This window comes from Mesorhizobium vachelliae, assembly GCF_033977325.1.
GTDB lineage: Bacteria > Pseudomonadota > Alphaproteobacteria > Rhizobiales > Rhizobiaceae > Mesorhizobium > Mesorhizobium vachelliae.
The window spans coordinates 48,002-73,405 of sequence record NZ_JAVIIR010000015.1; the positions used below are offsets into that span (position 1 = coordinate 48,002).

At 63.5% G+C, this 25,404-nt stretch carries 30 protein-coding genes; 16 read left to right on the forward strand and 14 right to left on the reverse strand.

Features of this window, described 5'->3' with window-relative positions; genetic code table 11:
• Window positions 1-287 precede the first annotated feature (287 nt).
• From RFM41_RS26540 to RFM41_RS26550, 3 genes are read left to right on the forward strand one after another with little or no spacing between them, the layout of a single operon-like run.
• Window positions 288-491 carry a hypothetical protein gene (locus RFM41_RS26540; protein ID WP_320252434.1) on the forward strand — a complete coding sequence of 68 codons (204 nt, stop codon included), beginning with the start codon at window positions 288-290 and terminating at the stop codon, window positions 489-491.
• A gap of 10 nt (window positions 492-501) precedes the next feature.
• Window positions 502-762 (forward strand): hypothetical protein, encoded by a 261-nt coding sequence (locus RFM41_RS26545; protein ID WP_320252433.1) that lies wholly within the window; start codon window positions 502-504, stop codon window positions 760-762.
• A gap of 11 nt (window positions 763-773) precedes the next feature.
• Window positions 774-962 carry a hypothetical protein gene (locus RFM41_RS26550; protein WP_320252432.1) on the forward strand — a complete coding sequence of 63 codons (189 nt, stop codon included), beginning with the start codon at window positions 774-776 and terminating at the stop codon, window positions 960-962.
• Between the two features lie 645 nt (window positions 963-1,607).
• Here the strand turns inward: RFM41_RS26550 and RFM41_RS26555 are convergent.
• The gene (locus tag RFM41_RS26555) at window positions 1,608-1,784 is read right to left on the reverse strand and encodes a hypothetical protein (RefSeq protein WP_320252431.1); all 177 of its coding nucleotides are present in this window, start codon (window positions 1,782-1,784) and stop codon (window positions 1,608-1,610) included.
• A gap of 74 nt (window positions 1,785-1,858) precedes the next feature.
• Between RFM41_RS26555 and RFM41_RS26560 the strand changes: the two genes are divergently transcribed.
• From RFM41_RS26560 to RFM41_RS26570, 3 genes are all read left to right on the forward strand, one after another.
• Entirely contained in the window at window positions 1,859-2,587 is a 729-nt protein-coding gene (locus RFM41_RS26560; RefSeq protein ID WP_320252430.1) for a hypothetical protein, read from the forward strand.
• Window positions 2,588-2,726: 139 nt separating this feature from the next.
• Window positions 2,727-4,064, forward strand: a complete 1,338-nt coding sequence (locus RFM41_RS26565; protein ID WP_320252429.1) for an AlbA family DNA-binding domain-containing protein — start codon at window positions 2,727-2,729, stop codon at window positions 4,062-4,064.
• A 90-nt stretch (window positions 4,065-4,154) separates the two neighbouring features.
• Window positions 4,155-5,363, forward strand: coding sequence for a M48 family metalloprotease (locus RFM41_RS26570; RefSeq protein WP_320252428.1), 1,209 nt, complete (start codon window positions 4,155-4,157; stop codon window positions 5,361-5,363).
• Window positions 5,364-5,478: 115 nt separating this feature from the next.
• Here the strand turns inward: RFM41_RS26570 and RFM41_RS26575 are convergent, their stop codons facing one another.
• Window positions 5,479-5,901 (reverse strand): DOPA 4,5-dioxygenase family protein, encoded by a 423-nt coding sequence (locus RFM41_RS26575; RefSeq protein ID WP_320252427.1) that lies wholly within the window; start codon window positions 5,899-5,901, stop codon window positions 5,479-5,481.
• A gap of 775 nt (window positions 5,902-6,676) precedes the next feature.
• On the opposite strand from RFM41_RS26575, the gene RFM41_RS26580 reads away from it, so the two are divergent.
• The 3 genes from RFM41_RS26580 to RFM41_RS26590 all read left to right on the forward strand — a co-directional run bounded on the left by RFM41_RS26580 (window position 6,677) and on the right by RFM41_RS26590 (window position 8,698).
• Window positions 6,677-7,225, forward strand: coding sequence for a hypothetical protein (locus tag RFM41_RS26580; protein ID WP_320252426.1), 549 nt, complete (start codon window positions 6,677-6,679; stop codon window positions 7,223-7,225).
• Window positions 7,226-7,331: 106 nt separating this feature from the next.
• Complete coding sequence (locus tag RFM41_RS26585) at window positions 7,332-8,165, forward strand: SPFH domain-containing protein (protein WP_112125397.1); 834 nt, start codon at window positions 7,332-7,334, stop codon at window positions 8,163-8,165.
• Window positions 8,162-8,698, forward strand: a complete 537-nt coding sequence (locus tag RFM41_RS26590) for a hypothetical protein (RefSeq protein WP_320252425.1) — start codon at window positions 8,162-8,164, stop codon at window positions 8,696-8,698. Before RFM41_RS26585 ends, RFM41_RS26590 begins: the two co-directional genes overlap by 4 nt.
• A gap of 25 nt (window positions 8,699-8,723) precedes the next feature.
• Here RFM41_RS26590 and RFM41_RS26595 read toward each other — a convergent pair whose 3' ends face one another.
• From RFM41_RS26595 to RFM41_RS26605, 3 genes are all read right to left on the reverse strand, one after another.
• Window positions 8,724-9,701, reverse strand: a complete 978-nt coding sequence (locus tag RFM41_RS26595) for a nucleoside hydrolase (protein WP_320252424.1) — start codon at window positions 9,699-9,701, stop codon at window positions 8,724-8,726.
• Between the two features lie 318 nt (window positions 9,702-10,019).
• Window positions 10,020-12,122: an ABC transporter ATP-binding protein/permease gene (locus RFM41_RS26600; protein WP_320252423.1), complete on the reverse strand. Its 2,103-nt coding sequence runs from the start codon at window positions 12,120-12,122 to the stop codon at window positions 10,020-10,022.
• A 390-nt stretch (window positions 12,123-12,512) separates the two neighbouring features.
• The gene (locus tag RFM41_RS26605) at window positions 12,513-14,426 is read right to left on the reverse strand and encodes a putative bifunctional diguanylate cyclase/phosphodiesterase (protein WP_320319311.1); all 1,914 of its coding nucleotides are present in this window, start codon (window positions 14,424-14,426) and stop codon (window positions 12,513-12,515) included.
• Between the two features lie 334 nt (window positions 14,427-14,760).
• Between RFM41_RS26605 and RFM41_RS26610 the strand changes: the two genes are divergently transcribed.
• From RFM41_RS26610 to RFM41_RS26625, 4 genes are all read left to right on the forward strand, one after another.
• The gene (locus RFM41_RS26610) at window positions 14,761-14,928 is read left to right on the forward strand and encodes a hypothetical protein (protein ID WP_320252421.1); all 168 of its coding nucleotides are present in this window, start codon (window positions 14,761-14,763) and stop codon (window positions 14,926-14,928) included.
• Between the two features lie 209 nt (window positions 14,929-15,137).
• Window positions 15,138-16,052: a GNAT family N-acetyltransferase gene (locus RFM41_RS26615; protein WP_320252420.1), complete on the forward strand. Its 915-nt coding sequence runs from the start codon at window positions 15,138-15,140 to the stop codon at window positions 16,050-16,052.
• 104 nt (window positions 16,053-16,156) lie between these two features.
• A complete protein-coding gene (locus RFM41_RS26620) occupies window positions 16,157-17,305 on the forward strand; it encodes an amidohydrolase (RefSeq protein ID WP_320252419.1) in 1,149 nt (382 codons plus the stop codon).
• Window positions 17,306-17,346: 41 nt separating this feature from the next.
• Window positions 17,347-17,904 carry a DNA-3-methyladenine glycosylase gene (locus tag RFM41_RS26625; RefSeq protein WP_320252418.1) on the forward strand — a complete coding sequence of 186 codons (558 nt, stop codon included), beginning with the start codon at window positions 17,347-17,349 and terminating at the stop codon, window positions 17,902-17,904.
• A gap of 14 nt (window positions 17,905-17,918) precedes the next feature.
• Here the strand turns inward: RFM41_RS26625 and RFM41_RS26630 are convergent, their stop codons facing one another.
• Window positions 17,919-18,233 carry an EthD family reductase gene (locus RFM41_RS26630; protein WP_320252417.1) on the reverse strand — a complete coding sequence of 105 codons (315 nt, stop codon included), beginning with the start codon at window positions 18,231-18,233 and terminating at the stop codon, window positions 17,919-17,921.
• A 201-nt stretch (window positions 18,234-18,434) separates the two neighbouring features.
• Between RFM41_RS26630 and RFM41_RS26635 the strand changes: the two genes are divergently transcribed.
• On the forward strand, window positions 18,435-18,794 hold the full coding sequence (locus RFM41_RS26635) for a hypothetical protein (protein WP_320252416.1): 360 nt from the start codon (window positions 18,435-18,437) through the stop codon (window positions 18,792-18,794).
• Window positions 18,795-18,815: 21 nt separating this feature from the next.
• Here the strand turns inward: RFM41_RS26635 and RFM41_RS26640 are convergent, their stop codons facing one another.
• Genes RFM41_RS26640 through RFM41_RS26655 form a run of 4 tightly spaced genes read right to left on the reverse strand, consistent with a single transcriptional unit; the run spans window position 18,816 to window position 20,963 of the window.
• The gene (locus RFM41_RS26640; RefSeq protein WP_320252415.1) at window positions 18,816-19,427 is read right to left on the reverse strand and encodes a dihydrofolate reductase family protein; all 612 of its coding nucleotides are present in this window, start codon (window positions 19,425-19,427) and stop codon (window positions 18,816-18,818) included.
• Between the two features lies 1 nt (window position 19,428).
• On the reverse strand, window positions 19,429-19,959 hold the full coding sequence (locus RFM41_RS26645; RefSeq protein WP_320252414.1) for a cupin: 531 nt from the start codon (window positions 19,957-19,959) through the stop codon (window positions 19,429-19,431).
• 59 nt (window positions 19,960-20,018) lie between these two features.
• Window positions 20,019-20,462: a hypothetical protein gene (locus RFM41_RS26650; RefSeq protein ID WP_320252413.1), complete on the reverse strand. Its 444-nt coding sequence runs from the start codon at window positions 20,460-20,462 to the stop codon at window positions 20,019-20,021.
• 60 nt (window positions 20,463-20,522) lie between these two features.
• Entirely contained in the window at window positions 20,523-20,963 is a 441-nt protein-coding gene (locus RFM41_RS26655) for a metalloregulator ArsR/SmtB family transcription factor (RefSeq protein ID WP_430691564.1), read from the reverse strand.
• A 157-nt stretch (window positions 20,964-21,120) separates the two neighbouring features.
• Here RFM41_RS26655 and RFM41_RS26660 point away from each other — a divergent pair, with 157 nt between their 5' ends.
• Window positions 21,121-21,633 (forward strand): hypothetical protein, encoded by a 513-nt coding sequence (locus tag RFM41_RS26660; protein ID WP_320252412.1) that lies wholly within the window; start codon window positions 21,121-21,123, stop codon window positions 21,631-21,633.
• Between the two features lie 12 nt (window positions 21,634-21,645).
• On the forward strand, window positions 21,646-22,203 hold the full coding sequence (locus RFM41_RS26665) for a hypothetical protein (RefSeq protein WP_320252411.1): 558 nt from the start codon (window positions 21,646-21,648) through the stop codon (window positions 22,201-22,203).
• A 71-nt stretch (window positions 22,204-22,274) separates the two neighbouring features.
• Here the strand turns inward: RFM41_RS26665 and RFM41_RS26670 are convergent, their stop codons facing one another.
• The 4 genes from RFM41_RS26670 to RFM41_RS26685 are packed head-to-tail and all read right to left on the reverse strand — an operon-like array spanning window position 22,275 to window position 25,399.
• A complete protein-coding gene (locus RFM41_RS26670) occupies window positions 22,275-23,291 on the reverse strand; it encodes a zinc-dependent alcohol dehydrogenase family protein (RefSeq protein ID WP_320252410.1) in 1,017 nt (338 codons plus the stop codon).
• A 29-nt stretch (window positions 23,292-23,320) separates the two neighbouring features.
• Complete coding sequence (locus tag RFM41_RS26675) at window positions 23,321-23,716, reverse strand: (R)-mandelonitrile lyase (RefSeq protein ID WP_320252409.1); 396 nt, start codon at window positions 23,714-23,716, stop codon at window positions 23,321-23,323.
• A 19-nt stretch (window positions 23,717-23,735) separates the two neighbouring features.
• The gene (locus RFM41_RS26680; RefSeq protein ID WP_320252408.1) at window positions 23,736-24,200 is read right to left on the reverse strand and encodes a cyclophilin-like fold protein; all 465 of its coding nucleotides are present in this window, start codon (window positions 24,198-24,200) and stop codon (window positions 23,736-23,738) included.
• Window positions 24,200-25,399 carry an MFS transporter gene (locus RFM41_RS26685; RefSeq protein WP_320319312.1) on the reverse strand — a complete coding sequence of 400 codons (1,200 nt, stop codon included), beginning with the start codon at window positions 25,397-25,399 and terminating at the stop codon, window positions 24,200-24,202. The genes RFM41_RS26680 and RFM41_RS26685 overlap by 1 nt, the downstream gene beginning before the upstream one ends.
• Window positions 25,400-25,404 lie beyond the last annotated feature (5 nt).

A 25,404-nucleotide genomic window follows, 5' to 3' on the forward strand; every position in this document is an offset into this window, starting at 1 on the left:
CCTTGGCGCGCGCTAATGTTCCTGACGGCCAGCGCCGATCGGCAACACAGCGCCCTCCCTTTCGATGCCTCGGCAGCATCAGGGTCCACTGATACGGCTCCCGATCCGACTGAGGTCCCACTCCCCGGCGCATTGGTCCATCGCGTGAAACATTAACCCCGCGATCACATTAGGGCTGCACTGACGAGCAATCAGTCCCTTCATCGTCAGGCTGCCGGATCGCCCGCCACCTGCCCACAGTTGGCGGGCATCCGATGAAAGAACAAGAACCGGGGCAGAGGTGAACAATGTCGATTTCCGATGAGCTGCGGGACGCCAGTCTTCGCTATGAATGCCCAAACTGCCACCAGCCGATCATCAGAAATGGCTCATGGTTCAAGGCGGTGAGCACCTTCCAATGCGACGCCTGCAAGACCAAGCTCAGGCTTGGCTATTCCGCCAAGCTGGCGCTTTTCGAACGACACGACAAGGCGCCGTTTTCGGGAGCGTGACCCTATGTGGATGAGCTCCAGCGAACCCTTTCCCGAGCAGCAGTTCCTTTTTCGCGAACCGTTCGAAGTGCCCGCAAACGACAACGGCGCGCTCCGCGATCTATCCATGCTCAATCCCATCCCGGCCGATGACGAACTTGCGAAGGTTGCCGCGAAAGCGGAGCGCATGGGCTTTGCGGTGGCCGTGGGCATAGCAATCGGCCTTTTCATCGGCCCGGTGGTGTTCACGTGCCTGATGCTGGGCATCTGGAACGCGGCCGTTGGACAGTAACGGAGGCGAGCATGATCGAGACGTCCACGACGTTGGAAACCAAGGTGGCGGGTTTGCAGGACAGGCTGAGGGAAGCCAACCTCGGCAGGGATGACATGCTGGCCTTTCAAAAGGTCGCGGACGTGCTGGACAACGGCCATGGCGGCATCGACGTCGACGACCTGATCGCGCTTTCGTTTGTGGTGCCGGACGAGGGTTGAGGGCGAGCCGAGTCTGGCCCGGTCTGGCCGAAGTCTGGGGTTCGCTCAGCGCTGTCGCCGGAGGCATGGCCAAGCGCGACATCGAGGCCAAGGGCATGAGGGGGCTGGCGGAATAGTATCCCGGGATCGAGCCGTGGATCGACCGCGGGATCGCGGTGGCGATCGATGGGACGATTTATCGGGATACGTGGGGGAAGGAGCTGCCGAAGGGCGCGGAGATTTTTCTGCTGCCGCGGCTGGCCGGGAGGTGACAACTAAGGCCTGCCACCACACCGCCCGATAGCTAGAATCGTAGTCGCCGAGGAGAGTTTCGGAACCATCTAGACCTTCGCTTGCGATACCGAGGGCGATCATAAATCGAGGACCGGGCTTCGCGTCCGGCAATTTGTCGCTCGTGCCTCAACGTCGCAGTAACTGTTTGCATTACTGCGCGAACTGGGACGATCCAGGCCCACTTCCGCGCGGCATTCACAAAGGTGACTGACGAAACCGCAGCGACGACAGCGCACCCTTCAGCGCGTCCCGGCAAAAGGCACCGGAGCATCTCGTTGTTTGATGACGACACAACCTGTCCATCCCAACAATGATCGGGTGAAGGCCGAGCAGTTGCTCAAACTCTGGCGACCCCCTATGCGAATGAACTGCCTAACTCATATTAAAAACGTCGCGCAGTCGATAAACGGCGTCGTCTGACAGAATCTGAGCAATGATCTCGACAGTCGCAAATTCTCCGGCGCCGCGCTGCTCAAACAGAAAATAGCCGCTCGTATCAGCTAGTTCTTGGCCGGACATGGAAATGCGCCGCTCGGTCAGTGGTGCCAAGCACAACGTCCTTCCCTCTTCAATATTTACGCTAAAGTATAATTCGTCCATCATCGGGCACTGGAGGGCGAATCATGATTGAACAAAAGACACATCGGCTTGTCGAAAGACCCCAAATTTCTGCACGCTTCCTAGCCGACTACATGTCGTCTTCTCCGATCAAACGACGTTCGATCATTACAGGTTGCAAGTATCAATCGCTCGCTCGGGTCGTCCAGCACGACGAAGCGAAGCAAAGTATATCCAAATTCCTGCGAACTGAGAATCCCCAGATTTCAGACCTAAAAAATACTGCCAACAAGCTGAGGTCGCGACTGGCCGACGACGATTTCGAGCGCGATCTTTATGATCACAACGCTGACTACATCGACCAATTTGTGAAAAAGGTCGATGAGATCGAACTGCCGCTAGATGTTGAGCGCTTGGTACCCGGCAAGAGCCCTTCGATCACCCTTGGTAACGTTAAGGTCACGGCCGACATTCAGATGCGTCTGCGACGGCTAACCAAAACCAACAAGGTCAAGATCGGTGCACTGATGCTTCGCTATTCAAAGGGCAAGGCCCTTAAGCCAGAGACAGGTGTTTGGCAATCGGCCTTCTTGATGGGCTATCTTGGCCTGACGAGCACGGAAGAAGGCGCCGAACCGGAGCATAAACTATGCATTACCGTCGATATCTATGGTGGTGTCTCTTATTGCGCGCCAACCGATAGCCTGACCAAGTTCAAGCACTTGGAGGCCGAATGCCTCGGGATTGCCGAGCGATGGGACAAGATACCGCCTCCTCCCAAAGCAATCTTCTAAATTCTTGGAAAACTTCCCGAGGCGATCCGACTACGATCAATAAGCTAGGGCAAACTGGCATTTAACAACGGACTCAACGGCTGGCCGAGTCGAACCTTCATGCTCCCGCATCAAAATAATTCCTTTCACGAGGATATCTATGCCGACAATACAAGAACTTCAGCCGCTCCTGACCGAACCGCGCGAGGACCTCGCTGCCGAATACAAGAACTGGCTCGACCTGACCACGAATGAACACAAGGCCGTTTTGGCAAAAGCAGCTATTGCGTTAGCCAACCATGGTGGAGGCTACATCATACTTGGCTTTGAGGATCAAGGTCACCAACTCGCGCCGATTGCACGTCCGGCAAATGTACCTGAGATCTCGCAGGATATCGTCAATGCTGCCATCCACCGCTTCGCGACGCCCGAATTTCATTGCGAACTTTATAACGTCCCGCACCCCGCTACTCAGGTCGCGCATCCAGTCATTGTAGTCCCGGGAAATATGACCGAGCCCGTTATGAGCAGGAGGGACAGTCCGGGCGTGATCTCACAAAACCGCTGCTACGTTCGGAAGCCCGGACCACGCAGCGAGGAACCGCAGACGGTTGAGGAATGGAGGGCACTTCTACGTCGCTGCGTGCTGGCGGGACGCGAAGACATGTTGGAGGCAATCCGCTCCATCGTCTCGGGACGCGTCGAGACTATGCCGTTGCCGCCGAATGCGAGAGATGAGCTCCATACCTTCTGCAAAGCAGCACGCGCCCGCTGGTCTGAACTCGCCGAGGAGTTGCCCGCCAATTCGCCGGGTCTCTTCACCCATGGCTACTATGAAATGGGATTTTCTCTCGTCGGCAGCCAGCCTGCGCCGACCTTAGTAGAACTTCAGCGGAGATTGGAAGTGGCGCGACGGATTAGGCTCACAGGGTGGCCCGCCTTCCTTAGCATGGCTACTCCGGAATGGGCTCCCTATCCTCACGAGAACTTCGTGGAAGCGTGGGTCGGTCGCCCATCGGCGCGTAACCGCAACTTCGAAGATTCAGCGCATACCGATTTCTGGAGAGCCTCGCGCGACGGAAAGCTCTACACCATTCGAGGCTATACCGAGGATAGCGTGGCGGATCGGGTCGCACCCGGCAGCGCGATTGACGTTACGCTGCCCGTATGGCGCGTTGGCGAAGGTATTCTTTTTGCGACGCGCTTTGCTGAGACATTCGAAGATGTTGAGGCTATCGCGGTGGAGTGCCGCTTTACCGGGCTTAACAATCGTTATCTCACGAGCCTAAATCATGACCGTGCGGTCTTTGATGACCGCGTGAGCCATACCGCAGAGATAACGCTTACTGGTCAAGCGACACTTGTTCAATTGCGTGACAATTTAACTGAGTTTATGCATCAACTAATGGCCCCACTTTACGAACGCTTCGACTTCTTGGCTTTATCAGTGGAACTCGTAGACACCGAGCTCGGGCGTCTTCGCAACGGCCGATTCTGATCACTCGGAGGACTACAAATCAGCAAGGGAAATTAGCCGAGCCGGCACCGCGGCCGAAGCTTTCCGATTCGGCAATCCGCTGAGCGAACCATGACCAAACGAGTTACTGATGAAATGAAAAAGGCTGCGGCAGTCGACTTATGGAATCAGCTCTTAGATAGAGCCAGAGCCAATGAGTGGTCATCATTCCAAGACCCGGAGTATGCCGTCACCGACACGGACCGAGAGCGCGTTACGCAAGCTTATCTGGATGCCGGGTGGCATTTAGATGAGATAAAGATTCTCGGAGAAAGAAATCGTCAACTCGCAGTATCTGCGCCGATTACAAGTGAAGGTGTAAATCGCAACTCTGAGGTGATGTTGGGACGGCTAGTCAGACCACTGATGGGTGGCTTATCGCCGACGGATCGATTGCGGGCGGAAGAGGCACATTTCGTCGTAGAACCAAAAGCTGGCCCATTGGTTTCCACGATCAACGTTCCGATGACCAGTGAGTCTATCATTGCGATGGGAACACACTTTACGCGCTACTGTGGACTGATCGCCAGAGCGTATGTTCGAACTTGTAACCTGCAGCCCTTCGCAACAGGAACCCTGTACAAAGAGAGTGATCTGCGCCTCAAATTGCGCCGGAATCCAGACTTGCTGTTCTACTGGTGGAGCATCTTCACCTCATACGCACTAACGGGAACTCATTGTCTTACGGAATTTAAGCCATCAACTAGGAGTGAGGTGCTGTTGATGGAACAGATGGCTGCGGCGATGGAGATTTTCGCTCTCGCTCATGAACTTGGACACCACTGCCTCGCTCACGGTCGAAAATTCAACGCATTACATGACTCTAGAAGCGAAGAGTTTGAAGCGGATTTATTTGCCGTGAAGCTATGCGAGACCATCGAAAGAACCGCAGAATATCAGGAGATGCAGGGTTATTTTTTTCAAAACCCATACCTATGGAGTGGAGCGGGCGGCATATTACTTCTTGGATCGATCGAGATTTTTAGGAAGGTTAAAGAGAAGATTTTCTACAATCCCCGGTTCGACACTCATCCTGAATTTGCCGATCGTGCGGATAAGATTATTCACAGGAACGTTCTGGAAATTGCGAGCTACGAAACCCGACTAGATTTCTGTAGTTCTGCGCGCAATATACTCAGGTGCGTGTTGCTGGAACTGGAGCCAATTATGAGGGTTTGGCCCTTCAAGGAATTATCCTCCAAACTGCCGGATGATTGGGAGGTTGCCCAACAGAAGCTCACGCGCTCACTTGTCCCGGGCGGACTTCAAGACTCTATTTGATATAATGCCCTGACTCCCGCCGCCCTTCGCAGCCTGAGGCCGCTTGGCTCAAGGCGCCTCGTCCTCCGCCGAACCGCTCGGTAGCCAAGCTCCACCTTGGAGAGCGTCATCGCCGTTACACCCCCAGCGTCGGCTCCGTGTTCACCTCCAGCGCCTCTTCCGCCTCGTCCTCCTCGCCGAGCACGTCGCCATGCACGCCGAGCGCGCGGCCGATCCAGATCGGGTCGATCAGGTGGTCGCGCTTGGGGTTGGTGGTGTTGGGATGGATGAGGATGCTGAGGCCCCCGTGATTCAGCATCAGCCAGGGGACGAGTGTGGCGAAGATCTCGGTGGCGAAGGAGACCTGGTACATGGCCTGCTCGTGCGGGCCGACCGGCTCGTCGCGCCAGTTGCCGAGGCGCACGCGAAATCGCTCGCCGATGCGCTCGCGCAGCCATTCGGCCTGCCGGCGCTGCGCCGCACCGCCGTAATAGATGTGGGCGTGATAGCTGGCGATCTCCGCAAGCGGTCTCGGATCAAGTGGCGTGGTTTCGTTCATCGCGATGCTCCCCTTTCCCGGTGGTTCCAGTCTGTTTTGCGTGGCGGAATTGTAGGCGGTTCTTCGTTTTCTGGAAACGCCGCGCCACTCTACAAACTGTTTAGCGGCTGCGTGGTGGGCGCGGTGCGCAGACGCCGGCGCTGCCCCCTCATCCGGCCGCTGCGCGGCCACCTTCTCCCCGGTGGGGAGAAGAGGTTGGCGCCGGCGCTGACAATCTCCTCTCCCCGCCGGGGAGAGGTCAGCCGAGCGAAGCGGAGGCTGGGTGAGGGGCAGTGCCGATATTCGCGATTGCTCTACCGCCGGGAGAAGGCAATCGCGGACGCCGGCGCAGCCCCCTCTCCGTCCGCTGCGCGGCCACCTCGCCCCCGCTTTGCGGGGGCGAGGAAAAGGGCCGCCGCCGGCCGCTCGCGACAATGTGTATGGCCGCCATTTCAGTCTTCGCTTATCAACGGTGGCAGCATGCCATCCAGAGTTCCCGGACAGCCCCGTCCGGCGAAGAAGACGTCTTTGTAAATGAGGCAAGGGATGGAGGGGGATAGGCGACGGAACGGTCTTTGACACGCCTCAGGCGTGGCCGTTGACGACCGGAAACGGGCGGCAAGGCGCGCTGAAGCGGGCGCGTTCCGGCATCTTCAAAGCGGGCAATCAAGGCGGACCACCGAGCGGGCAGCGGCACGCTCAACACCAACACGCCACCCCGGGGCGCTGTCCCGGGGTGGCGTGACGGGTCTGTTTTGCCCTCTCCTTCGATTTGAGATTTTGAGCGGGGTTTGGCATGTCGCATCTTCTGTTTCTGCTCGCGCTCGGCTTCGTCGCCTGGCAGTGGTTCGCCAAGGGACGAAGCGAGGCAAAAGGCGCTCGAGCTCGACTGGGGCGCCCGGAAGGCGGGCGGCGCGCTTCGTCGCGGGTCGCGTCCTCCGACGATGGTGACGGCGAAGGCGGCGAGATCGCCGATGTCGCCAAGGCGGTTTCGAGCTTTCTCGGCGAGAAGGGTTTTCTGGGCGAAAAAGGCCTGCTTGGCGAAGCGCTGCTTGGCGAGACGGGGCGGGAGCTGCTCGGCCAGGCCGTCAGCCGCGCCTTGCAGGACTCACGCGTCTTGCAAGAACCTGGCGTCGCCACCGAGGTCGAGCGCAAGGCGGCCGAGGTGCTGAAGCCGCTCAGGCAAGCGGCCAAGCAGGCCTCGAAGAAGGCGGCGGCGCAGGCGCCGGGCAAGCAGCGGGCCAAATACCTGCTCGACGGCGACGGCGGCTTCCGGCAGCGCAGCGACCGCACCGCGCGGCTCGAACAATCCTTCAGGGGCAAGGGCCTCTGCTCGCCGCGTTAGCGCGGCTGCCATGCTGAATCGCCTATCCGCTCCAACTCTTTGTTTTGACGTCGTAAATCCATGAGGCACGCGCGGGGCGCGCCTCCAACCAAGCGAGGGAAATGCAATGGCAATCACCAGGCAGGTCATCACGTCTCTGCAGCGCGACGGCACGGATGCGCTGGGCACCAGGACCGTGGCGATGAAGATCGTCGACGAGAGCATCGTCTCGGGCTCGCTGCTCACCGTCGAAAGCAACCATTTCTGCATCCTGAAGTCGCGCGGCGCGGTGCTCAACGTCTATGAGACCGGGCAATATGCGCTGCAGACGCCGGACAAGCCGCTGGTCGGCTCGGTCGTGCAGGGCTTCTTCGGCGGCTCCTCGCCCTGGGTCTACGAGGTCATCTACATCAACCGCTCGAAGCTTCTGGTGCGCAATGAGGGCGTGGCGACCAGCGCCGAGATGGCGGAGATGTCCTATGTGGTGGACTATTATATCCACATCGACAGCAAGGAAGAGGCGCTCGACCTCATCACCCACATGCCCTTCGCGGGCGCGGTGATCGACACCAAGGAGATCGCCGACTATGCCGGCCCGGCCATCGAGCAGGCGATCAACCAGATCATCCAGGTCACCAAGATGGAGAACGTCAACGAGCGCATCAGCGACGTGCGCGAGGCGGTGAAGGCGCATCTCACCGATTTCCTCAAGGTCTACGGCATCATGCTGAACGACCTCAAGGTGCTGATCATGCCGCGCGACGAGCGCATGCGCGAATTGATCTCGCTGCAGGCGATCGGTTTGAGCCCCATCGAGGCAGTGCGCTATTACCTGGCGCTGCGTATGGCCGACAAGGGCCTGGTCTCGGCGCCCAACGCGGCGGCCGGCGTGCCGTTCCAGATCGGCGGCCAGCCGACCGGCTTCTATCCGCTGGGCGACGAAGTGGGCGCGACGCGATGAGCCGCTTCTACGAGGCCGGGCCGCTGGCGCAGGTCGGCATCAACCTGTTCTACGGCTATGGCTACAATTTCTACCGACAGGAGAACCAGCTTCGCGCCGACGACCAGCGGGTGCGCCAGATGGCGTGCTCGCTGCTCGGCCGGGCACGGGCCGGGCTCGGCGAAGCCGAGGGCCGCTACCGGCGCGAGAAGATCGCGCCGCCGACGCGGGCCAATCCCTTCCCCGATCCGGCCGTGGTCGCCAACGCCCAGGCGCTGGAGCGGCTGGGCAGCGAGGTGGGCGGGCTGGAAGGGCTGATCCGCCACCAGCCGGTGCCGGAGAACGACCGCATGGCGCAGCGCTACCGGCAGGAAGCCGCGACGCTCGCCACGCTGGCCGAAAAGGACGCGGTGCTGGTCGGCCAGGCGGAACTGCTGCGCTCGCTGATCGAGGGCGCGACTAGCGAGGCGATCCTGGCCAACAAAAGCGAGATCGAGACCGGCATCGCCGCCATCGCGACCACCTTGCGCGACCGGCAGACTTTTTTGCTGTGAGGGTGGCCCGGCTTCGGCCGGGTCGTCACGCCTTGTTTCTGCTCAGCCGCTCGAGCGCGTCGACGATCAGGTCGCAGAATTTTTGATGGTCGAGCTTCATCGCCACGGTGTGGCGGAAGTTCACCTGCTCGCCCGCAGTGCCGCCGAAATGGCGCATGCCGCCCATCTTCTCGAAATTGCAGACCGTCATGCCCTTGGTCCAGCGTCCGGCAGTCTCGACGCGGATGTCGGCCTTCTCGGTGGTGATGATTGCGGGATCGATCAAGGCGGCGACGCAGCATGCATCGTGGATGGCGGGATACGCAATCTGCAGCAGGCCGCCATGCGTGGTCGCGATGAACGCCCAGATGTCGAGGATGAATTTGGCGATCGGGCCGCCGACGGCACGCACCCTGTCCTGGAGGTCGGGAGTGGCCAGCGCCTGGGTTTGTGTAAGGTCGAGGCCGACCATGGTGACGTCCCAGTCAGCGCGGAACACCACGTCGGCGGCCTCCGGATCGGCATAGACGTTGAACTCGGCCGCCGGCGTGATGTTGCCGCGCGTGTAGCTGCCGCCCATTGCGACTACCTTCTTCACCCGCCCGATGATGCGCGGGTCCTTGCGGATGGCCAAGGCGATGTTGGTGTAGGGACCGACGGGCACCAGCGTGACGGTCTTCGGCTCATGCGCCATCACCGTCTCGATGATGAAGTCGACGGCATGCCGCCTGTCGAGATCGAAGGAGGCCGGCGGCAGCTCGGGGCCGTCGAGCCCGGTCTCGCCGTGGATCTCGACGGCCAGCACCTGGTCGCTGACCAAAGGGCCGGGCGAGCCCTTCGCCACCGGCACCTTGATGCCGTAGGCCGTGCAGGTGGAGAGCGCGTTGCGCGTGGTGTTCTCGACATTGTGGTTGCCCGAAACCGTGGTGATGCCGAGCAGATCGATGTTCGGGTTGCCTGCGGCCAGCAGGATGGCGATGGCGTCGTCGTGCCCCGGATCGCAGTCGAGGATGATCTTTTCCATTGGGTGGCGTCCTCCCTGTCGGCCTGGTCTGGCGCGATTACAGACTGGGGCGGCTTACGGCGTCAAGGTTCGTCGGTTGGCACAAAGACGGGTGCAACATCGCGGACGCCGGCGCTGCCCCCTCTCCGTCTCGGCTTCGCCGAGCCACCTCTCCCCCATTTCATGGGGGCGAGGAAACGCCAATTGCAACGGTCGCAGCCTTCGTAAGCTTGGGTTCCTCGCCCCCGCCAAAGGTGGGGGAGAGGTGGCTCGGCGCGCAGCGCCGAGACGGAGCGGGGGAGCACCGCTGGTGATTACCCACAACGTTGGAGCGCACCCCTACCCCTTACCGCCATTCGCCCCACTCCCCCACAACGCCCGCTGCAGCATGCTGCGCTTCTTCCTGCGCGACATGAGGTCGATATCGCTCACCAGCCGCGCGCCGCCCTCGCGCCGTTCCAGCGTGATTTTTCGCGTATGAAAGGCCTCCAGCTCGGCGCGGTGGGCGACGCTGATGATGGTGACCCTGGGCAGCTCCCGGATCACCGTCCGCATCATCTTGTCCTGGCTCTTCTCGTCGAGCGCCGAGGTCGCCTCGTCGAGCACGACGATGTCGGGCGCGTGCAGCAACAGGCGCGCGAAGGCCAGGCGCTGCTTTTCGCCGCCCGACAGCGTCTGGTCCCAGGGCGCCTCTTCCTCCAGCCTGTCCTTCAGATAGGAGAGGCCGACCTTGTCGAGGGCAGCGTCGATCTCCTTCGTCTTCCAGTTGTCGGCAGCGGCCGGATAGGCGGTGGCGCGGCGCAGCGTGCCGGACGGGATGTAGGGGCGCTGCGGCAGCATGAAAAGCCGCTTGCCCGGGTGGAAATCGACGCTGCCGCTGCCCCAGGGCCACAGGCCGGCGATGGCGCGCACCAGCGTCGACTTGCCGGTGCCGGATTCACCCGAGACCAGCACGCGCTCGCCGGGCTCGATCTCCACCTCGGTTTCCTTGACCACCGAGGTGCCGTCGTCGAGCGTCACGGAAAGATCGCTGAGGCTGAGCATGGCGCCGTCCTCGGTCTCGCCGCGCTGGATGCGGCCCAGCCGGTCGTTCTGCTCGGCGCGCTCCAGCCCGTCGAGCGACATCATCAGCGAGGCGATGCGGTGGGCCGAGGCGTTCCAGTCGGCGAGTCGAGGATAATTGTCGACCAGCCAGCCGAACGCTCCCTGCACGAGAGTGAAGGCGGAGGCTGCCTGCATGACCTGTCCAAGGCTCATCGAGCCGTCGAGGAATTTCGGCGCGCATAGAAGCACCGGCACCACCGGCGCGAACAGGCTGGAGCCTTGCGAGACCAGCGTGGTGCGCATGTGCTGGCCGGTGAGCCGCGCCCAGCGGCCGAGCACGCCGGCGAAGGTGCGGTCGATGCCGGCATTCTCCTCTTCCTCGCCCCCCAGCAGCGCGATGCTCTCGCCATTCTCGCGCACGCGGGTCAGCACGTAGCGGAACTCGGCTTCGGCCTGGTTCTTGTCTTCGGAAAGCTGGACGAAGCGGCGGCCGATGGCGAACATCGACGTCGAGGTTATCGCCGCATAGATGACCGCCGTGACGACGAGGAAGCCGGGCACGGTGATGGCCGAGCCGCCCAGCGTAAAGCTCAGCGCGCCGCCGATGGTCCACAAGACGACGATGAAGGTCGAGGCCGACAGGAAGGCGTTGAGGACGCCGGCGATGAAATCGACGGGCGACTCCGTGGCGATGCGCAGATCCTCGGTCAGGCGGGCCTCGGGGTTGGCATGGTCGCCCTTGACGAGGTTGAGCTGGTAATAGCGGCCGCTGGCCAGCCAGCGTTGGATGACCGCCGTGGTCAGCCAGGAGCGCCAGCGACGCTGCATGGTCATGCGCAGATAGACTTGCGCGACGACCAGGCTGATGCTGCTGGCGACCAGCGGCAGGAAGATGGCGCTCAAGACATAGACGGTGTGGGCGTCGCGCTGCTCGATGGCGTCGAAGATCGCGCGGTTCCAGCGGTTGATGCCGTATTGAAAACCGACATTGACGCAGATCAGCGTGAGCAGCCCGATCGTCAGCGGCCAGGCGAGCCTGTCGCCACGCAAACCCCAATAGCTGCGCCCGCTGATCCAGAAGCGCCGCAGCAGGTATTTCTTGCGCGCCCGCTCGGCCTCCTCGGGCGAAAGCGCGGGACCAGGCTCGGCGGCCTCGGGCGGCGGCGACCCGGCATGGCCGATGGCCTCCGGCGCGGCATCGGCGGGTGCTTTCTCCTCGGGCGGCTTGGGCCCGGCTTCGGGCGGTTTGCGCGGCTGTTCGGCCGGCTTAGGCGCACGCTTGGGCGGCTTCTCCAGCCGTGGCTTCGGCTTCCCCGCTCGCTTCTGTGGGCGCGGTTGGCGGACCGCGCGCGGTGTGACGGTTTCGGCGGGCTTCGATTTGGCTTTGGCCTTGGGCATCGCGCCGACAACGGCCTAAAAATCAAAAGGTTTCATGCGGGCCGCCCAGGCCAATCGCATAGGGCGCTCCCCCTCTCCGTCTCGGCTTCGCCGAGCCACCTCTCCCCCGCTCCCGCGGGGGCGAGAAACCCAAGCTTGTGAAGGCCGCGGCCCTAAGCGGCTAGCGTTTCCTCGCCCACCAAGTGGCTACGCTATGCACACATCTTCTGTGATTGACTGATCGACCTGAGGCTTGATTGCCACGTGGTTCCCCCAATCCGTCGCTGCTTCGCAGCGCCACCTTTCCCCCCTCCGGAGGGAAAGGAAGGGAGCGTTGCTGGACGTCTCGGCTACCCTGCCCTTTCGCGGTTGCTTCCAAGCCGGATCACGGTGAATGCCCGCGCAGGCAAGTCAGGCGGCGTTGCCGCTGCGGGGATTGCGCAGCGGCTCGAAAATGACCTCAGCGCCTGCGGCGTCGAAGGCGAGCGCATCGGGCATCGGGAGCGCTGCCGAAAACAGATAGCCTTGCGCAATCACGCAGCCCAGCGAACGCAGGATCATACGGTCGGCGTCGGTCTCGACGCCCTCGGCCATCACCTCTATCCCCAGCGTGTGGCCAAGGCCGATGACCGCCTCGACCAGCGCCTGGTCCTCCACGGATTTCGCCAGGTTTCGTACGAAATCCTTGTCGATCTTGATCTTGCGGATGCGGCTGTCCTTCAGCGAAACCAGGGTCGAGAAGCCGGTGCCGAAATCGTCGAGCACGATCGATATGCCGGCATCTGCCAGGTGCCCAACCTTTTCGTCGACCCGGGCGCGGTCGACCGGCGCCTCCTCGGTGATCTCGATCTCCAGCATCGCGGCGGGCACATTCTTCGCCTTCAGGCCGGTGAGGATCATGTCGTCGACATTGCCGGCCTCGAGCTCGCGCGGCGAGAGGTTCATCGCGACGCGGACGTCCTGGCGCCCATGTCTCATCAGTTCCCCGATCATGGCGCAGCAATTGAGGAACACCGTTTCGGTCAGCAGCGAAAGCAGGCCGGTTTCGCGCGCAGCGGTGACGATCTCGGGCGGCGAGATGGCGCCATGGACATCGTGATGCCAGCGCAGCAGCGCCTCGAAACCGACGACCGCATTGGTGTCGAGCCGCACCAAAGGCTGGAACCAGGAGCAGAGCCGGCCAGTCTCGATGGCGCCGCGCAGGTCGCGCTCGATGCGGTTCTTGCGTTCCAGCGCGGCGTCCAGCCCGGCGTCGAAGAGGCAATGTTCGTTCCGGCCGCCGCGCTTGGCCGCGTAGAGCGCGAAATCCGCCTTGAGCAGCATCTCGGTCAAGCGCGGCTTTTCCGACTGGTAGATGCCGATCGAGGCGCCGACGCGCACCGAATTCAACTCCGGATCCGGATTGGCGATGGCCGCGATGATGGCGGAGGCAAGCGCGCCGGCCGCTTGCCGCGACCTGCCGGCGGAAAACAGCAGCACGAACTCGTCGCCGCCGATGCGCGCGATCGTGGCACCCTGCGGGGCGTGATCCTCGATCCGGCGCGCCACCTTGACCAGAAGGCCGTCGCCGATGGTGTGGCCATAGGTGTCGTTGACGGATTTGAAGCCATCGAGGTCGATCAGCATGGCCACGAACGGGCCGTCGGAAGGCCCGAGCTTGGCGATCGCCTGCTCCAGCCCGTAGCGGTTGAGCAGATTCGTCAGCGGGTCGCGCCTCGAGTTGCGCTCCATCTCGGCGGCGAATTCACGTGCCTCGTATTTGAGGCGGCTCGTCTCGCGGAAGCGGGACTGTCCGAGCAGCGCGCTCCTGATCATGCCGCCGAGGAAAAGCAGGATGGTGAAGGCGAGCACGTAATTTTCAACGCCGCCCTTGGCCAGAATGCAGCCGACGGCGGTGAGGAGCGGTAGGGTGATGAAATTGATCGAGGCCGGCGCGTAGCAGGCGCCGTAGGTGACCGAACCGGCCGAAATGCCGGCAAGCACGATGAGATAGAGCGGCGCCTGGCTGGTCGTGTATCCGTCGCTCAGCAGTGCCAGGAACGACCAGGCGACGCCCGAGGCAAGCGCCAGCAGGCCGTAGACGGAAAGCCGGGCGCCGATCGCCCGAGGCCGGTCGTCGGCCGCTTCAGATCGGGCGAGCGCAAGCACCACGCGCGCGCCATTTATCAGGGCGATCGCGATAAACCACAGCACCGCCGCGGGGCCGCGGCCCGACAAGAGCTGCACGGCCAGGATCAGGGCCGAGAGCACCGTGCCGATGGGCATCGAGATGAAGACACCCTTGGCCAGATTGGCGAGTTGATCGCGCAGGATGCCGGCTTCCACGGCTTCGCTCCGCCCCTCGGTAGAGGGACCCGCAACCAGCCGCTCGCCATGCTTTTTCATGTTCCTAGTGGGTAGGCGAGCGGGATGAAAATCGTGTTAAGGATTTCAGCGGTTTACGGAGCATTTGCCGATTAAACATGCGGCAATCCCGGTTCCAGGCCTCTGCGCGGCGGTCGTGACATGGACGCCACGGATCCGGGAACGCGCGCCTTGCGGCCTCCACAGCGCTCTCACGGACCGATGCGACCTATCCGCCAGCGCGCCCGAGCGTATTGCAGAGCCTCGTCAGGGCGCTATGTCCATGCGCGAGTGGGCCGCAAAAGAGGTTCCGCAAATGAGCGGTCGTGTCGCTGCCGTGCTTTGTGTGCTGGCGATGGTTGTCGTCATCGTCGGCGTCGATTTTCTGTTCCTCAGAGACCGGTTCTGGGAACGGCTGGCCGCGAATGCTGCGATCGTCGTCGTGTTCGGGGCCGTCTATCTGCTTTTCCTCAGGCGCGGCTGAAGGCGGCAGGCCTCGCCGGCCGGCCGACGCGACGGCGAAGGCCGCCGATCACTCGGCGCCTGTACCCGTGGCCCCGATGCCTGGGCGGAAGGCGCGCGGATGCGTGACCTGTTGCGGGACGGGTCGCCTTCGCGAATGATGCCGGCATGGAAACTGCTCGCACGGAAACTGCTCGCAAGGAAACTCTTGGCCCGACCGGGCTCAGGCTGATGCAGGGCCTCGCCCAGGAGGTGACCGCGCTCCGGCCGGAGCTGCTCAACGGCGACGCGACGGTCGGCGAACTGGCCTGGGTCTGGGCCAAGGATTTCGACGCGCTCGGGCGGTTCTGGCGGCACCGGATGTGGTTCGCGGAGGGGCGGCTGGCGGCGTGGGGATGGGCCTGCCTGCCCCATCAGGTGCCGCGCGGCGACGGCACCGTGCTTCAGGTTAAGGGCGCCAATCTGATCTGGCAGACGCATCCCGATCGCGCCGCGATGCTCGGCGAAATCCTCGGCTGGTATGACGCCGTGGCCGGACATGTCCCACGGCTGCTGACGGTGCAATCCGCGGACGTTGAAGCGCAGCGAATTGTTGCCGCGCATGGCTATGCTTTCGATGCGGAGGCGGGCGCGGATGACGGATCCTGGGTGCAGTTCAACACGCGGGACTTGACTGATGTGCCCGACCCGGCGCTGCCCGAAGGGTTTCGCTTCCTTAATGTCAACGACGTTTCGGCAGCTGACGCGGTCAAGGCGCATCGCGACGCCTGGCATGCGTCGCGCTTCAGCGAGTCGGCGTTCGAGCGGGTGCGGCGGACCTGGCCGTACCGGGGCGACCTGCATGCGCTCATCGCCGCGCCCGACGGCACGCTGGCCGCCACCGCGATCATCTGGCTGGACGAGGCGACGCGAACGGCCGAATTCGAGCCGGTCGGCACGCATCGCGACTTCCGCCGGCTTGGACTGGGCACCGCCTTGCAGCTGCACGGCATGCAGCTTGCCAGGGCGGCCGGCGCCACGCGCATGCTGGTCGCCTGTCGCGGCGCACCGGCGGATCCGGCTGCCCGCAACATGTATTACGGCGTCGGCTTCCGCCCGATCAGCCGCGACCTGCCGCAGGTGAAGGTCGCCAGACAGCGGTATTGATTTTGCAGAGGTCAATGGCCTATCCGAATTGATCGCCATGGCACGGCGCGGGAAAAACCCTATCGTGTTTGTGTGACCGGCAAGCACAACCGGAGTCTCAGTTCATGACCCTGACCAATCGCGACCTTATCGAGCTGACCGAATGGCGCCGCAAGCTGCACCGGCATCCGGAAATCTCCAACGAAGAGGAGAAGACCGCGAAGGAGGTTGTGAACTTCCTCGCCGATACTAGGCCGGACAAGGTGCTGACGAGGCTCGGCGGTCACGGTGTGGCGGCGGTCTATGACAGCGGGCGGGACGGACCGACGGTGCTGTTTCGCTCGGAACTCGACGCGCTGCCGATCGAGGAGCTTTCGGGCGTCGAGCATTCCTCTCAGGTGCCGGGCAAGTCGCATATGTGCGGGCATGACGGGCACACCGCGATCCTTGCCGCGCTCGGCCGCCAGTTCGGGCGCGAACGGCCGGCGCGCGGGCGCGTCGTCTTGATGTTCCAGCCGGCGGAGGAGACCGGCAACGGCGCGGCCGGCGTCGTCGCCGATCCGCGCTTTGGCGAAATCCAGCCGGATTTCGCGTTTTCACTGCACAATCTGCCGGGCGTGCCGTTCGGCGAGGTGCGGCTGAAGGACGGCACCGTCAACTGCGCCTCGCGCGGCATGCGCATCATGCTCGAAGGCAAGACCGCGCATTCCTCGATGCCGGAGACAGGCGTATCGCCCATGCCGGCGGTAAGCGAATTGATGCCGGCGCTGCCCGCGCTCGGGCGCGGCACCTTCGCGGACGAGGATTTCGGCATGGTGACCGTCACCCATTGCGCGATGGGCGAAGCCGTGTTCGGCATCGCGCCCGGCTATGCGGAGGTGTGGGCGACGCTGCGCACCCGCCGCGACGAGCGCATGGCCGAGATGGTTGCCGCCGCGGAGGCGCTTGCCACGAAGATCGCCGCCAAGCACGGTCTCGCGGTGCGCTTCGACTACCACGAGATCTTCGTCGCCAGCGTCAACGCGCCGGACGCGGTCGAGCATCTCAACCGGGCGCTCGACGAGGAAGGTGTTGCGCGCAGCGAAGAGACACTGCCGATGCGCGCCTCGGAGGATTTCGGCATTTTCGGCCACAATGCGAAGTCGGCGATGTTCTTCCTCGGCGCCGGCGAGCGCCACCCGTCTTTGCACAATCCCGACTATGACTTTCCCGACGATTTGATCCCGATTGGCTCGCGAATCTTCATGCGTACGGCGCGCAATCTGCTTGGTTGAACGAAGGCCAATGATGGGCGGGCCGATCGTCGCCAATCGCCATGCCGTCTAAGACCGGCTCCGATTTCTTCGCGCGCGACGCGCTCGTGGTGGCACGCGCGCTGATCGGCGCGAGGCTTGCGCTCGCTGGTGCCGGTGGCATCGTCGTCGAGACCGAGGCGTACCGGCCCGACGACCCCGCCTCGCACAGCTTTCGCGGCCGCACGCCGCGCAACGCGCCGATGTATGGGGATCCCGGCACCGCCTATATCTACCGCTCCTACGGCCTGCACTGGTGCCTGAACGCGGTGTGCCTGCCGGGCAGCGCCGTGCTGATCCGCGCGATCCAGCCGCAATCGGGCGTCGCCGCGATGCGCGGCCGCCGCGGAACGGATGACGACAGGCTGCTCTGCTCCGGCCCCGGCAAGCTTTGCCAGGCGCTCGGTATCGACGCCTCGCACAACGGGCTCTCGCTCGCCGCGCCGCCCTTCGAATTTGCGCGATCTCAGACCGATCCGGCAGCTATCGTCAGCGGACGCCGGATCGGCCTCACAAAAGGCGTGGAAGCCGAGTGGCGCTTCGGTCTCGGCGGATCGGCCTATCTCAGCCGGAAATTTTGAGCCGCGTCGGTGGCTCAGACTTCCCTGCTGTCGAAAAGGAACATCTGGATGCCCGACTCGTCGGGCGCATAGAGCCGGCGATCCGCTCCGGCCGCTTTTCCCTCGGGACTCGCCATCCCCTTTTTCATGGCGTCGAGATCGTCGAAATGCAGCACCCCGATCAGATAGATATCGGATGGCCCGGCCACGGTCGTGATCGGCCCCCTGCTGACCTCGTATTTCCTCAGACCCGGTATCTTCTTGGCCAGCGGTATATGCGTCCCGAAATAGTGCTTGTCGAACGCATTCACGTCAGCCGGCTGCTTGTAGATGACGACCATTCCAGCCATTGCGGCTCTCCTTTTTTCGTAACGGACAAACCAAGGACGATACGGCTGGCGAAAACGGAACGAGGCGTTGGAGAAATTTCGGGGGCGCGCCTCGAAGAGTGCGACGGCGACGGTCCAGTTCCTTCCGCCTTAGCGGTAGTCCCGCTTGCGCGAAGATGCGTTCCGTGTTCTGTCTGCGCTACACCAGTGGGGACTCAAACGATGAGAATTGAGGTGGTCGTCGCGCTCTGCGCGGCAGCGGCTGGGTGCGCGTCCTCCCCGGTCGACTATGGCGCCTCGCTTTCGCAGCAGGATCCGAAATGGGCGTCGCCGGAATGCCAGCAGGCCCGCATAGCTGCTTCGGATTATGCTGCCCGCGAGAAGGAGCATCCCGGCTGGGGCTTCGGTGTGCTGTTCGGCCCTTACAGCATGGGGCTCGTGGCGGCCGTCAAGGAGCACGAGCGGCAGCAGCGAAAGCTGTACGCCCGCAATGTGCATCTGCAATGTTCGAGCCAGCCATTGCCGAAAGAGCTGGACGTCGACCCGCAAACCGACGCGCCGAAGAAGACGCACTATCCGTAAGCAGCGCAAAGCGCGCCGCCTTCACACCGAGCGTGCCGCCGTATCCTTCCCGTCGAATGCGTAGGTGAGGATCGCCACGCCGGTTGCGGTCGATACCTGGCTGGACAGTGTCAGCGTCGACGGCGGCTGCCCCGCCTCGAAAAGGCGAAAGCCTTCGCCCAGCACCAGCGGGTGGACCATCAGCACCAGCTCATCGACGAGTCCGTGCCGCATCAGCGCGCGCAACAGCTTGCCGCTGCCGAATATGACAAGCGTCTTGTCGTGACCTTGCTTGAGCTCGCGCGCTGCTTCGGCGGCATCGCCGGCAAGCAGCGTGGAATTCTCCCAGCGCGGTTCGTAGCCGCCGTCATGCGAGGCGACGAATTTCTGCGCGCCGGTCAGCGCTTTGGTCATCGGATTGGCCGGCTGGCGGACAGCCCAGGCTTCGTGAAGATCTTCATAGGTCGTCCGACCGACGAGCAGCGACCAGCCGCCGGTCATGGCGCGGCCGATGACCTCCTGCATCTTCGGGTCGCTGCCTGGAATCCCCCAGCCGCCGTGTCCGAAACCGTTGCGCGTGTCTTCATCGGCACGCGCCGGCGCCTGGAAGACACCGTCCAGCGTCAGATGCTCGATGGCGACGATCCTTGCCATTTCAGTCTTGGCTCCATGCTTTCAGCAACGGGCCATCGCCACCATACAGCGGATCCTTGTCCGGACGGCCAACCCGCGGGATGGTGCGCAGCGCCTCGGCGTGCTGCTCGGGACTCCGGCACAGATCGTATGTGCCGAAGGGCGGATAGGCGCCGACCACCAGAAGGTCGGCCGAGCCGGACAAGCGTTGGTGGCCTGTGCCTGCCGGCAGAACCGCCACGTCGCCAGCCTTGACCTCCAGCACCTTGCCCTTGTCGCCGCCGAAGCGAACCTCGGCGCCGCCGCGCGCGATGCCCAGCACCTCGTGGATGCGCGAGTGGTAGTGGACGAAGCCGTAGATGCCGTTGCGCCAGCTGTCGCCCCAGCCATTGGCGGCGAAAATATCCTCGAGGACGGCCGCCGGATCGACGTCGTCCGGCAGTGGCACCGCGCCGGGATAGACGAGCATCGGCCAACACGGATGATTGGGCACCAGCCCGTCATCGGCGAAGCGGAAAGCGAGAGGCTCGATCGGATTGACGCGCTGTTTCACCTTCTCGCTCCTTCGGGATCATTCGCTGTTAAACGCCCTTGCCCGGATTTTGCTCCAGCTCATTGCTCATGGCAGCGCTGGAAGATTTCCGGAGTCTCGGCTGTCCAGAAGAACCCGTGCAGCGACACGCTGATCCTGTCCGGCTTCGAGCGGGAGAGCTCGACCTCGCCCGCGGTCATCGGGCTGCCGCCCTTGTAGCACTGCGCGGCTATGCGCAATCTTTTCCCACCCGCCGTCGGCTCGTCGAATTCGCAGCCGATCTCATAGAAGGTCAGGCCGTCCGGCAGGACCTCGAGCATATCCACCTCGCCGTTCACCTGCTCGCAGCGCGCCGGGTCGGTCGACCATTTGCCGATGAAATCCGCCGGCATCTTGGCTTGCGCGGCAACGGGCAGCAACGCCGCCAGCGCAACAAGGGCGGCGGCCAGACGTCCTCCCTTCGCGACGCGATTCCGGGCCGGGCCGGATTGGTTCTGCGGCATGGCCGATCTGGTCGTAAGCATGGTTTCTCCTTCCTGCCCCGCCCCTTCGCCACCGGCCCGCCCAAGGACCGGCGGCATCGATCACGCCATGTTTTGCGCCTTCACCCTTGCGGCCCTCGTCCTGGCGACTTTTGCCTTCGTCTTTGCTGCGGTCGCCTCGATTGCCTTCGGTTTGGCGGCCGGCGCCTTTTTCACTCCGGCCTTCGCGCCTTGCGCCTTCTTCGCCAGCGCCTTGCTCTCGCGGCGGATCGGCCGGCCGACCGGGCAGATCTCCTGCACGAAGCCCGTCAGCGTCGAGGCCAGCCGATCGGGCATCTGGCGGTAATAGACGAACTTGCCGCGCTTCTCGCTTTGCACCAGGCCGGCATGCTCGAGCAATTGCAGGTGCTGCGAGATCGAGGGCTTCGACATGTCGAAACGCGCGGCGATCTCGCCCGCGCTCAATTCGTGATGCGCGACATAAGCGAGGATCTTGCGACGTACCGGCGAGGACAGCGCCTCGAAGATCAATTGGATCGACATGCGACAATGCTATACGATATGAAGTCAGTTAGGCAATCAATTAATCGTTGACGCGTAGACGATAAGCTGATTACCTAAATGACGAACCAACTCGAACCAGGGCGAAGGGGCTTAAGACAAGGTCGTCTGCCGGTGGCGGACGACAAAGGAGGACCAGATGCGCCCGGTCTTGATAACCCTGTTCAAGGTCTGCTTCGACATCGTCGCCACGATCGCGTTCTTCTACCTCGCCCTGCTCTTCGTGCCCTATGCTGTGGGCTTTCCCGCAGCCGGCCTCGTCCATCTCATCTCGCTCGTGCCGGGGCTGTCTGGAGATTTCGGCCGGTCCGTGGACCAATCTTTCCTGACGGGCGCACTGCTCTACACTTTGAGCATGGTCTATCTGATGCTGTTTTTCGCCATCGGCATCGAGATCGTGCGACGGCTGGTCGGATCCAAATCGATCTGGCTCTATGTCGTCGGCGCCTTTGTCACCATGGCCGTCTATATAAGCCCGACATCCACCGCTTCAGGCCCGTCGAAAGCATTCGCCGTTGCGCTGCCGCTGATAATGGCCGCCGCCGTCGGCGCCGGCTACTGGCTGGTGACGATCAGGCTGCGCGCCGTGCTCATCCAATCCGCAAGACGCTTGACGTGCGGCCCCGACGCCAATTCCTGCCTGTTTTCCTAAAAGGAGGTCAAAATGATTGTGTTCCGCTTTTCGACGCTCGGATTCATCGCGATGTCGGCATTCGCATTGCTTGCCTTCGCCGCCGGCACGGCCGCGCTTGCGACGGCCAAGGCCGCGCCTGCGACGGCAAACGCCGCGCCTGCGGAAGACCTCTACAAGCTCTGCCGGCAGGTGAAGAACGACGACACGGTCCGTCCCTACTCGCACGCGCTCCATGCCGGAACGGTCAAGGCATTCAAGAAGCTGTTCCCCGATGCCAAATCGGCGCCGGAGGAATCCGAGCTCCAGACCGAGGCCAACTACCGCTGCATGAACGGGAAGGTGCTGACCTGCTTCATCGGCGCCAACCTGCCCTGCGTCAAGATCAATGCCCAGCGCAACAATCCCGGCGCCGCCGACTATTGCAAGACCGCGAAGAACGGCGACACCCCGCCAATGGCGGCGACCGGCCACGATGCCCTTTATGCCTATACCTGCCAGAACGGCAAGGCGGTGGTCAGCGGCACGGTGTGGGCGCTCGACAAGCGCGGCTTCGCCACGAAGCTGTGGGCCGAAGTGCCTAAACCCTGAGACGGCCGGTGCCACAAGGGCCTTTGCCGCCGCCGCGACCGGCGGCGGCAAAGAGTTCAACTCGCTGGCGGCTAGACCTCGAGCATGACCTTGATGGCGCGGCGCTCGTCCATGGCGCGGTAGCCTTCCGCCACCTCGGCCAGCGGCAGCTTGAGGTCGAAGACCTTGCCGGGCTTGATGCGGCCTTGCAGCACGCGCTCCATCAGATCGGGCAGGAAGCGGCGCACCGGCGCCGGACCGCCCAGCATGCGCTTCTGGCCGAAGAACAGTCTTTGGCCGTCGAAGCTCACGCCATGCGGCACGCCGACATAGCCGATCGTGCCGCCGGGCCGCGAGCAGGCCAGCGCCTGGTCGAAGGATTCTCCTGTGCCGACGCATTCCAGCACCGAATCCGCGCCGACGCCCCCGGTCAGTTCCTTGATACGCGCAATGCCTTCCTCGCCGCGCTCGGCGACAATGTCGGTGGCGCCGAACTCGCTGGCGAGCTTCTGGCGGCTCGCGTGGCGGCTCATGGCGATGATGCGCTCGGCGCCCATCTCCTTGGCCGCGAGCACGCCCATCAGGCCGACGGCGCCGTCGCCGACGACCACGACCGTCGATCCTTCGCGGACCTCGGCAGCATCGGCGGCATACCAGCCTGTGCCGAGCACGTCCGAGACGGCCAACAGGTCAGGGATGAGCCCGGCCGGCGGAACCTCGGACGTCGCCACCAGCGTCCCATCTGCCAACGGCACGCGGGCGTAAGGCGCCTGGGCGCCGCTCATGAACTCGCGCTGCTCGCAGGACGACTGGAAGCCGAAGCGGCAATGCGGGCAGGTGTTGTCGGAAAGGCAGAAGGAGCCGACGACGAACTGGCCGGGGCGGACATTGCGCACCTCGGCGCCCACCTCGACCACGATGCCGCAATACTCATGACCCATATGCTGCGGGCCCTCCACAGGCTGCAGCCCACGATAAGGCCACAGGTCCGAGCCGCAGATGCAGCTTGCCGAGAGCTTGATGATGGCGTCCGTCGGGCGCAGGATTTTCGGGTCGGCGACTTCCTCGCAGCGGATGTCGCCGGGCTTGTGAAGAACGGTTGCGAGCATTTTTCTTCCTTTCGTTGGAATGTCGGGTGTCAGGCGCCGTAGTCGGCGTCGCTGACATGTTCCAGCCAGTCCACGGCCTTGCCGTCCTTGGTCTCCTGGACGGCAATGTGGGTCATGGCGGTTTGGGGCGATGCGCCGTGCCAGTGCTTTTCGCCGGGTCCGAACCAGACGACGTCGCCGGGCCGGATCTCCTCGACCGGGCCGCCCTCGCGCTGCACGCGGCCGAGGCCGGAGACGACGACCAGCGTCTGCCCCAGCGGATGCGTATGCCAGGCGGTGCGGGCGCCCGGCTCGAAGGTGACCTGCGCTCCCTGCACGCGCTCCGCGTCGAAAGGATTGAAGAGCGGATCGATCCGCACCGTCCCGGTGAACCAGCTTGCCGGACCTTTGCCGGAAGGCCTGCTGCCTGCGCGAAGAATGTCCATGGTGTTCTCCTGTGCGTTCTCAGATACGTTCTATGTGAAGCGGGAACTCGCCGCGCACGTGCAGCGCCTGTTCGCCCTCGTCGAAGCGGCCGAGCCTGATCAGCCCGGGATGGCGATAGTCGGCGTAGAACATCGCCAGGTTGCCCCAGGACATGAAGTAGCAGAGGTCGTAGGGCTGTTCGTTGCCGAACGGACCGCTGCCCTCCTCGGTCAGCTTGCGCGGCAGGTAAGCGATCTTCTCATTGTGGGCGTAGTCGCTGATGGTGAGATGGAGCGGCAGCATGGAAAAGAAATCCCGCGCCGAAGGATTGTCGTAGAGCCTGGCCGTCATAATGCGGCCGTCGAAGGTCATCCTGATCCGCATATCGGTCGGCTCCTGGCTGGTCGGGTCCCTGCCCTGTTGGCTGTTGGCCGGCTGCGCCGAGGCTACGGTTGCAAGCGCGGCGCAGAGCAGCGCTCTCCGGCTGATCGGTTGTCGCTTCATCAATGGCTGCTCCGGCGTGTTGTCGCCGCAGCGGCAAGCAGCGCCGAGCCGAGAAGCAGCACGGCGCCGAGCGCAAACGGGCTCCACCAGCCGGCGGCGTCGAACAGCAGCCCGCCCGCGAAGGCGCCGAAGGTGATGGCGAACTGGATCAGCGCCACCTGCAGCCCGCCGCCTGCCTCGAGATCGTTGGGGATCACCCTGGTCATCCAGGTGTTCCAGGCGACGGGGATCGGCGTTGTGCACAGGCCCCAGGCGATCAGCAGGGTCGCGGTTGCGACGGCGAACGGACCGAGCGCGATCAGCAACAACGCGATGATCGCCAGAACCGTCGGCAGGCCGATCAGCACGGCCGCAAGATGCGACCGTAGCAGGAACCCGACCACCGACGTGCCGACCAGGCCCGCAAGCCCCAGCCCGAGCAGGACCATCGACAGCGTGTTGACGTCGAGGCCGGTGACGCCTTCGAGGAAGGGGCGCAGATATGTCGAGAGCGCGAACTGCCCCATGAAGGCGAGCGTGGTGGCCGCCATGCCGATGGCGAAGACGCGATTGCCGAGCAAGCCATACATCTTGCCAACCGAGGCCTGTTCGCCGGCAGGCATTTTCGGCAGGACGGCAAGCTGCCACACGATCGCAAGAAGGCCGATCGGAACGACGATGAAGAAGGCGCCGCGCCAGCCGATCAGGCCGCCGAGGAAGCTGCCGAGCGGCGCCGCGATGACCGAGGCGAAGGCCGTCCCGCCCTGCAGCATGGCGATCGCCTTGGGCAGGTCGGCGCCTGGCACGATGCGGGCGAGGATGGCGGTCGACAAAGACCAGAAGCCGCCGATCGAAACCCCGATCAGTGCCCGGCCGAGCATGAAGACCAGGTAGTTCGGCGCGAAGGTGATCGCCAGGCCGGAGACGACGAGGACAACGGTGTAGAGAAGCACGACCGTGCGCCGGTCCAGCCGAGACAGAAACGCGTTGCCGAACAGGCTGGTCAGGACCGCGAAGAAGCCCGAGACGGAGATCGCCTGGCCGGCCTGCCCCTCGGAGATGGCGAGCTCATTGGCGATGGGGGTCAGCAGGCTGACCGGCATGAACTCCGAGGCCACCAGCACGAAGGTGAGCAGCGACAGGCACGTCACCGCTCCCCAGGCGCTCGGCTCTTTCACCGCTTGGGCTTTCGCCAATTGGCTGCCGTATGTCGTTTCCATGTGCC

What these genes read in the sequence shown, in the direction of transcription:
- RFM41_RS26540 (WP_320252434.1), top strand. Translation starts at nt 288, where the DNA reads ATGTCGATTTCCGATGAGCTGCGGGACGCCAGTCTTCGCTATGAATGC.
- RFM41_RS26545 (WP_320252433.1), top strand. Translation starts at nt 502, where the DNA reads ATGAGCTCCAGCGAACCCTTTCCCGAGCAGCAGTTCCTTTTTCGCGAA.
- RFM41_RS26550 (WP_320252432.1), top strand. Translation starts at nt 774, where the DNA reads ATGATCGAGACGTCCACGACGTTGGAAACCAAGGTGGCGGGTTTGCAG.
- RFM41_RS26560 (WP_320252430.1), top strand. Translation starts at nt 1,859, where the DNA reads ATGATTGAACAAAAGACACATCGGCTTGTCGAAAGACCCCAAATTTCT.
- RFM41_RS26565 (WP_320252429.1), top strand. Translation starts at nt 2,727, where the DNA reads ATGCCGACAATACAAGAACTTCAGCCGCTCCTGACCGAACCGCGCGAG.
- RFM41_RS26570 (WP_320252428.1), top strand. Translation starts at nt 4,155, where the DNA reads ATGACCAAACGAGTTACTGATGAAATGAAAAAGGCTGCGGCAGTCGAC.
- RFM41_RS26575 (WP_320252427.1), bottom strand. Translation starts at nt 5,901, where the DNA reads ATGAACGAAACCACGCCACTTGATCCGAGACCGCTTGCGGAGATCGCC.
- RFM41_RS26580 (WP_320252426.1), top strand. Translation starts at nt 6,677, where the DNA reads ATGTCGCATCTTCTGTTTCTGCTCGCGCTCGGCTTCGTCGCCTGGCAG.
- RFM41_RS26585 (WP_112125397.1), top strand. Translation starts at nt 7,332, where the DNA reads ATGGCAATCACCAGGCAGGTCATCACGTCTCTGCAGCGCGACGGCACG.
- RFM41_RS26590 (WP_320252425.1), top strand. Translation starts at nt 8,162, where the DNA reads ATGAGCCGCTTCTACGAGGCCGGGCCGCTGGCGCAGGTCGGCATCAAC.
- RFM41_RS26595 (WP_320252424.1), bottom strand. Translation starts at nt 9,701, where the DNA reads ATGGAAAAGATCATCCTCGACTGCGATCCGGGGCACGACGACGCCATC.
- RFM41_RS26600 (WP_320252423.1), bottom strand. Translation starts at nt 12,122, where the DNA reads ATGCCCAAGGCCAAAGCCAAATCGAAGCCCGCCGAAACCGTCACACCG.
- RFM41_RS26610 (WP_320252421.1), top strand. Translation starts at nt 14,761, where the DNA reads ATGAGCGGTCGTGTCGCTGCCGTGCTTTGTGTGCTGGCGATGGTTGTC.
- RFM41_RS26615 (WP_320252420.1), top strand. Translation starts at nt 15,138, where the DNA reads ATGCAGGGCCTCGCCCAGGAGGTGACCGCGCTCCGGCCGGAGCTGCTC.
- RFM41_RS26620 (WP_320252419.1), top strand. Translation starts at nt 16,157, where the DNA reads ATGACCCTGACCAATCGCGACCTTATCGAGCTGACCGAATGGCGCCGC.
- RFM41_RS26625 (WP_320252418.1), top strand. Translation starts at nt 17,347, where the DNA reads ATGCCGTCTAAGACCGGCTCCGATTTCTTCGCGCGCGACGCGCTCGTG.
- RFM41_RS26630 (WP_320252417.1), bottom strand. Translation starts at nt 18,233, where the DNA reads ATGGCTGGAATGGTCGTCATCTACAAGCAGCCGGCTGACGTGAATGCG.
- RFM41_RS26635 (WP_320252416.1), top strand. Translation starts at nt 18,435, where the DNA reads ATGAGAATTGAGGTGGTCGTCGCGCTCTGCGCGGCAGCGGCTGGGTGC.
- RFM41_RS26640 (WP_320252415.1), bottom strand. Translation starts at nt 19,427, where the DNA reads ATGGCAAGGATCGTCGCCATCGAGCATCTGACGCTGGACGGTGTCTTC.
- RFM41_RS26650 (WP_320252413.1), bottom strand. Translation starts at nt 20,462, where the DNA reads ATGCTTACGACCAGATCGGCCATGCCGCAGAACCAATCCGGCCCGGCC.
- RFM41_RS26655 (WP_430691564.1), bottom strand. Translation starts at nt 20,963, where the DNA reads ATGTCGATCCAATTGATCTTCGAGGCGCTGTCCTCGCCGGTACGTCGC.
- RFM41_RS26660 (WP_320252412.1), top strand. Translation starts at nt 21,121, where the DNA reads ATGCGCCCGGTCTTGATAACCCTGTTCAAGGTCTGCTTCGACATCGTC.
- RFM41_RS26665 (WP_320252411.1), top strand. Translation starts at nt 21,646, where the DNA reads ATGATTGTGTTCCGCTTTTCGACGCTCGGATTCATCGCGATGTCGGCA.
- RFM41_RS26670 (WP_320252410.1), bottom strand. Translation starts at nt 23,291, where the DNA reads ATGCTCGCAACCGTTCTTCACAAGCCCGGCGACATCCGCTGCGAGGAA.
- RFM41_RS26675 (WP_320252409.1), bottom strand. Translation starts at nt 23,716, where the DNA reads ATGGACATTCTTCGCGCAGGCAGCAGGCCTTCCGGCAAAGGTCCGGCA.
- RFM41_RS26680 (WP_320252408.1), bottom strand. Translation starts at nt 24,200, where the DNA reads ATGAAGCGACAACCGATCAGCCGGAGAGCGCTGCTCTGCGCCGCGCTT.
- RFM41_RS26685 (WP_320319312.1), bottom strand. Translation starts at nt 25,399, where the DNA reads ATGGAAACGACATACGGCAGCCAATTGGCGAAAGCCCAAGCGGTGAAA.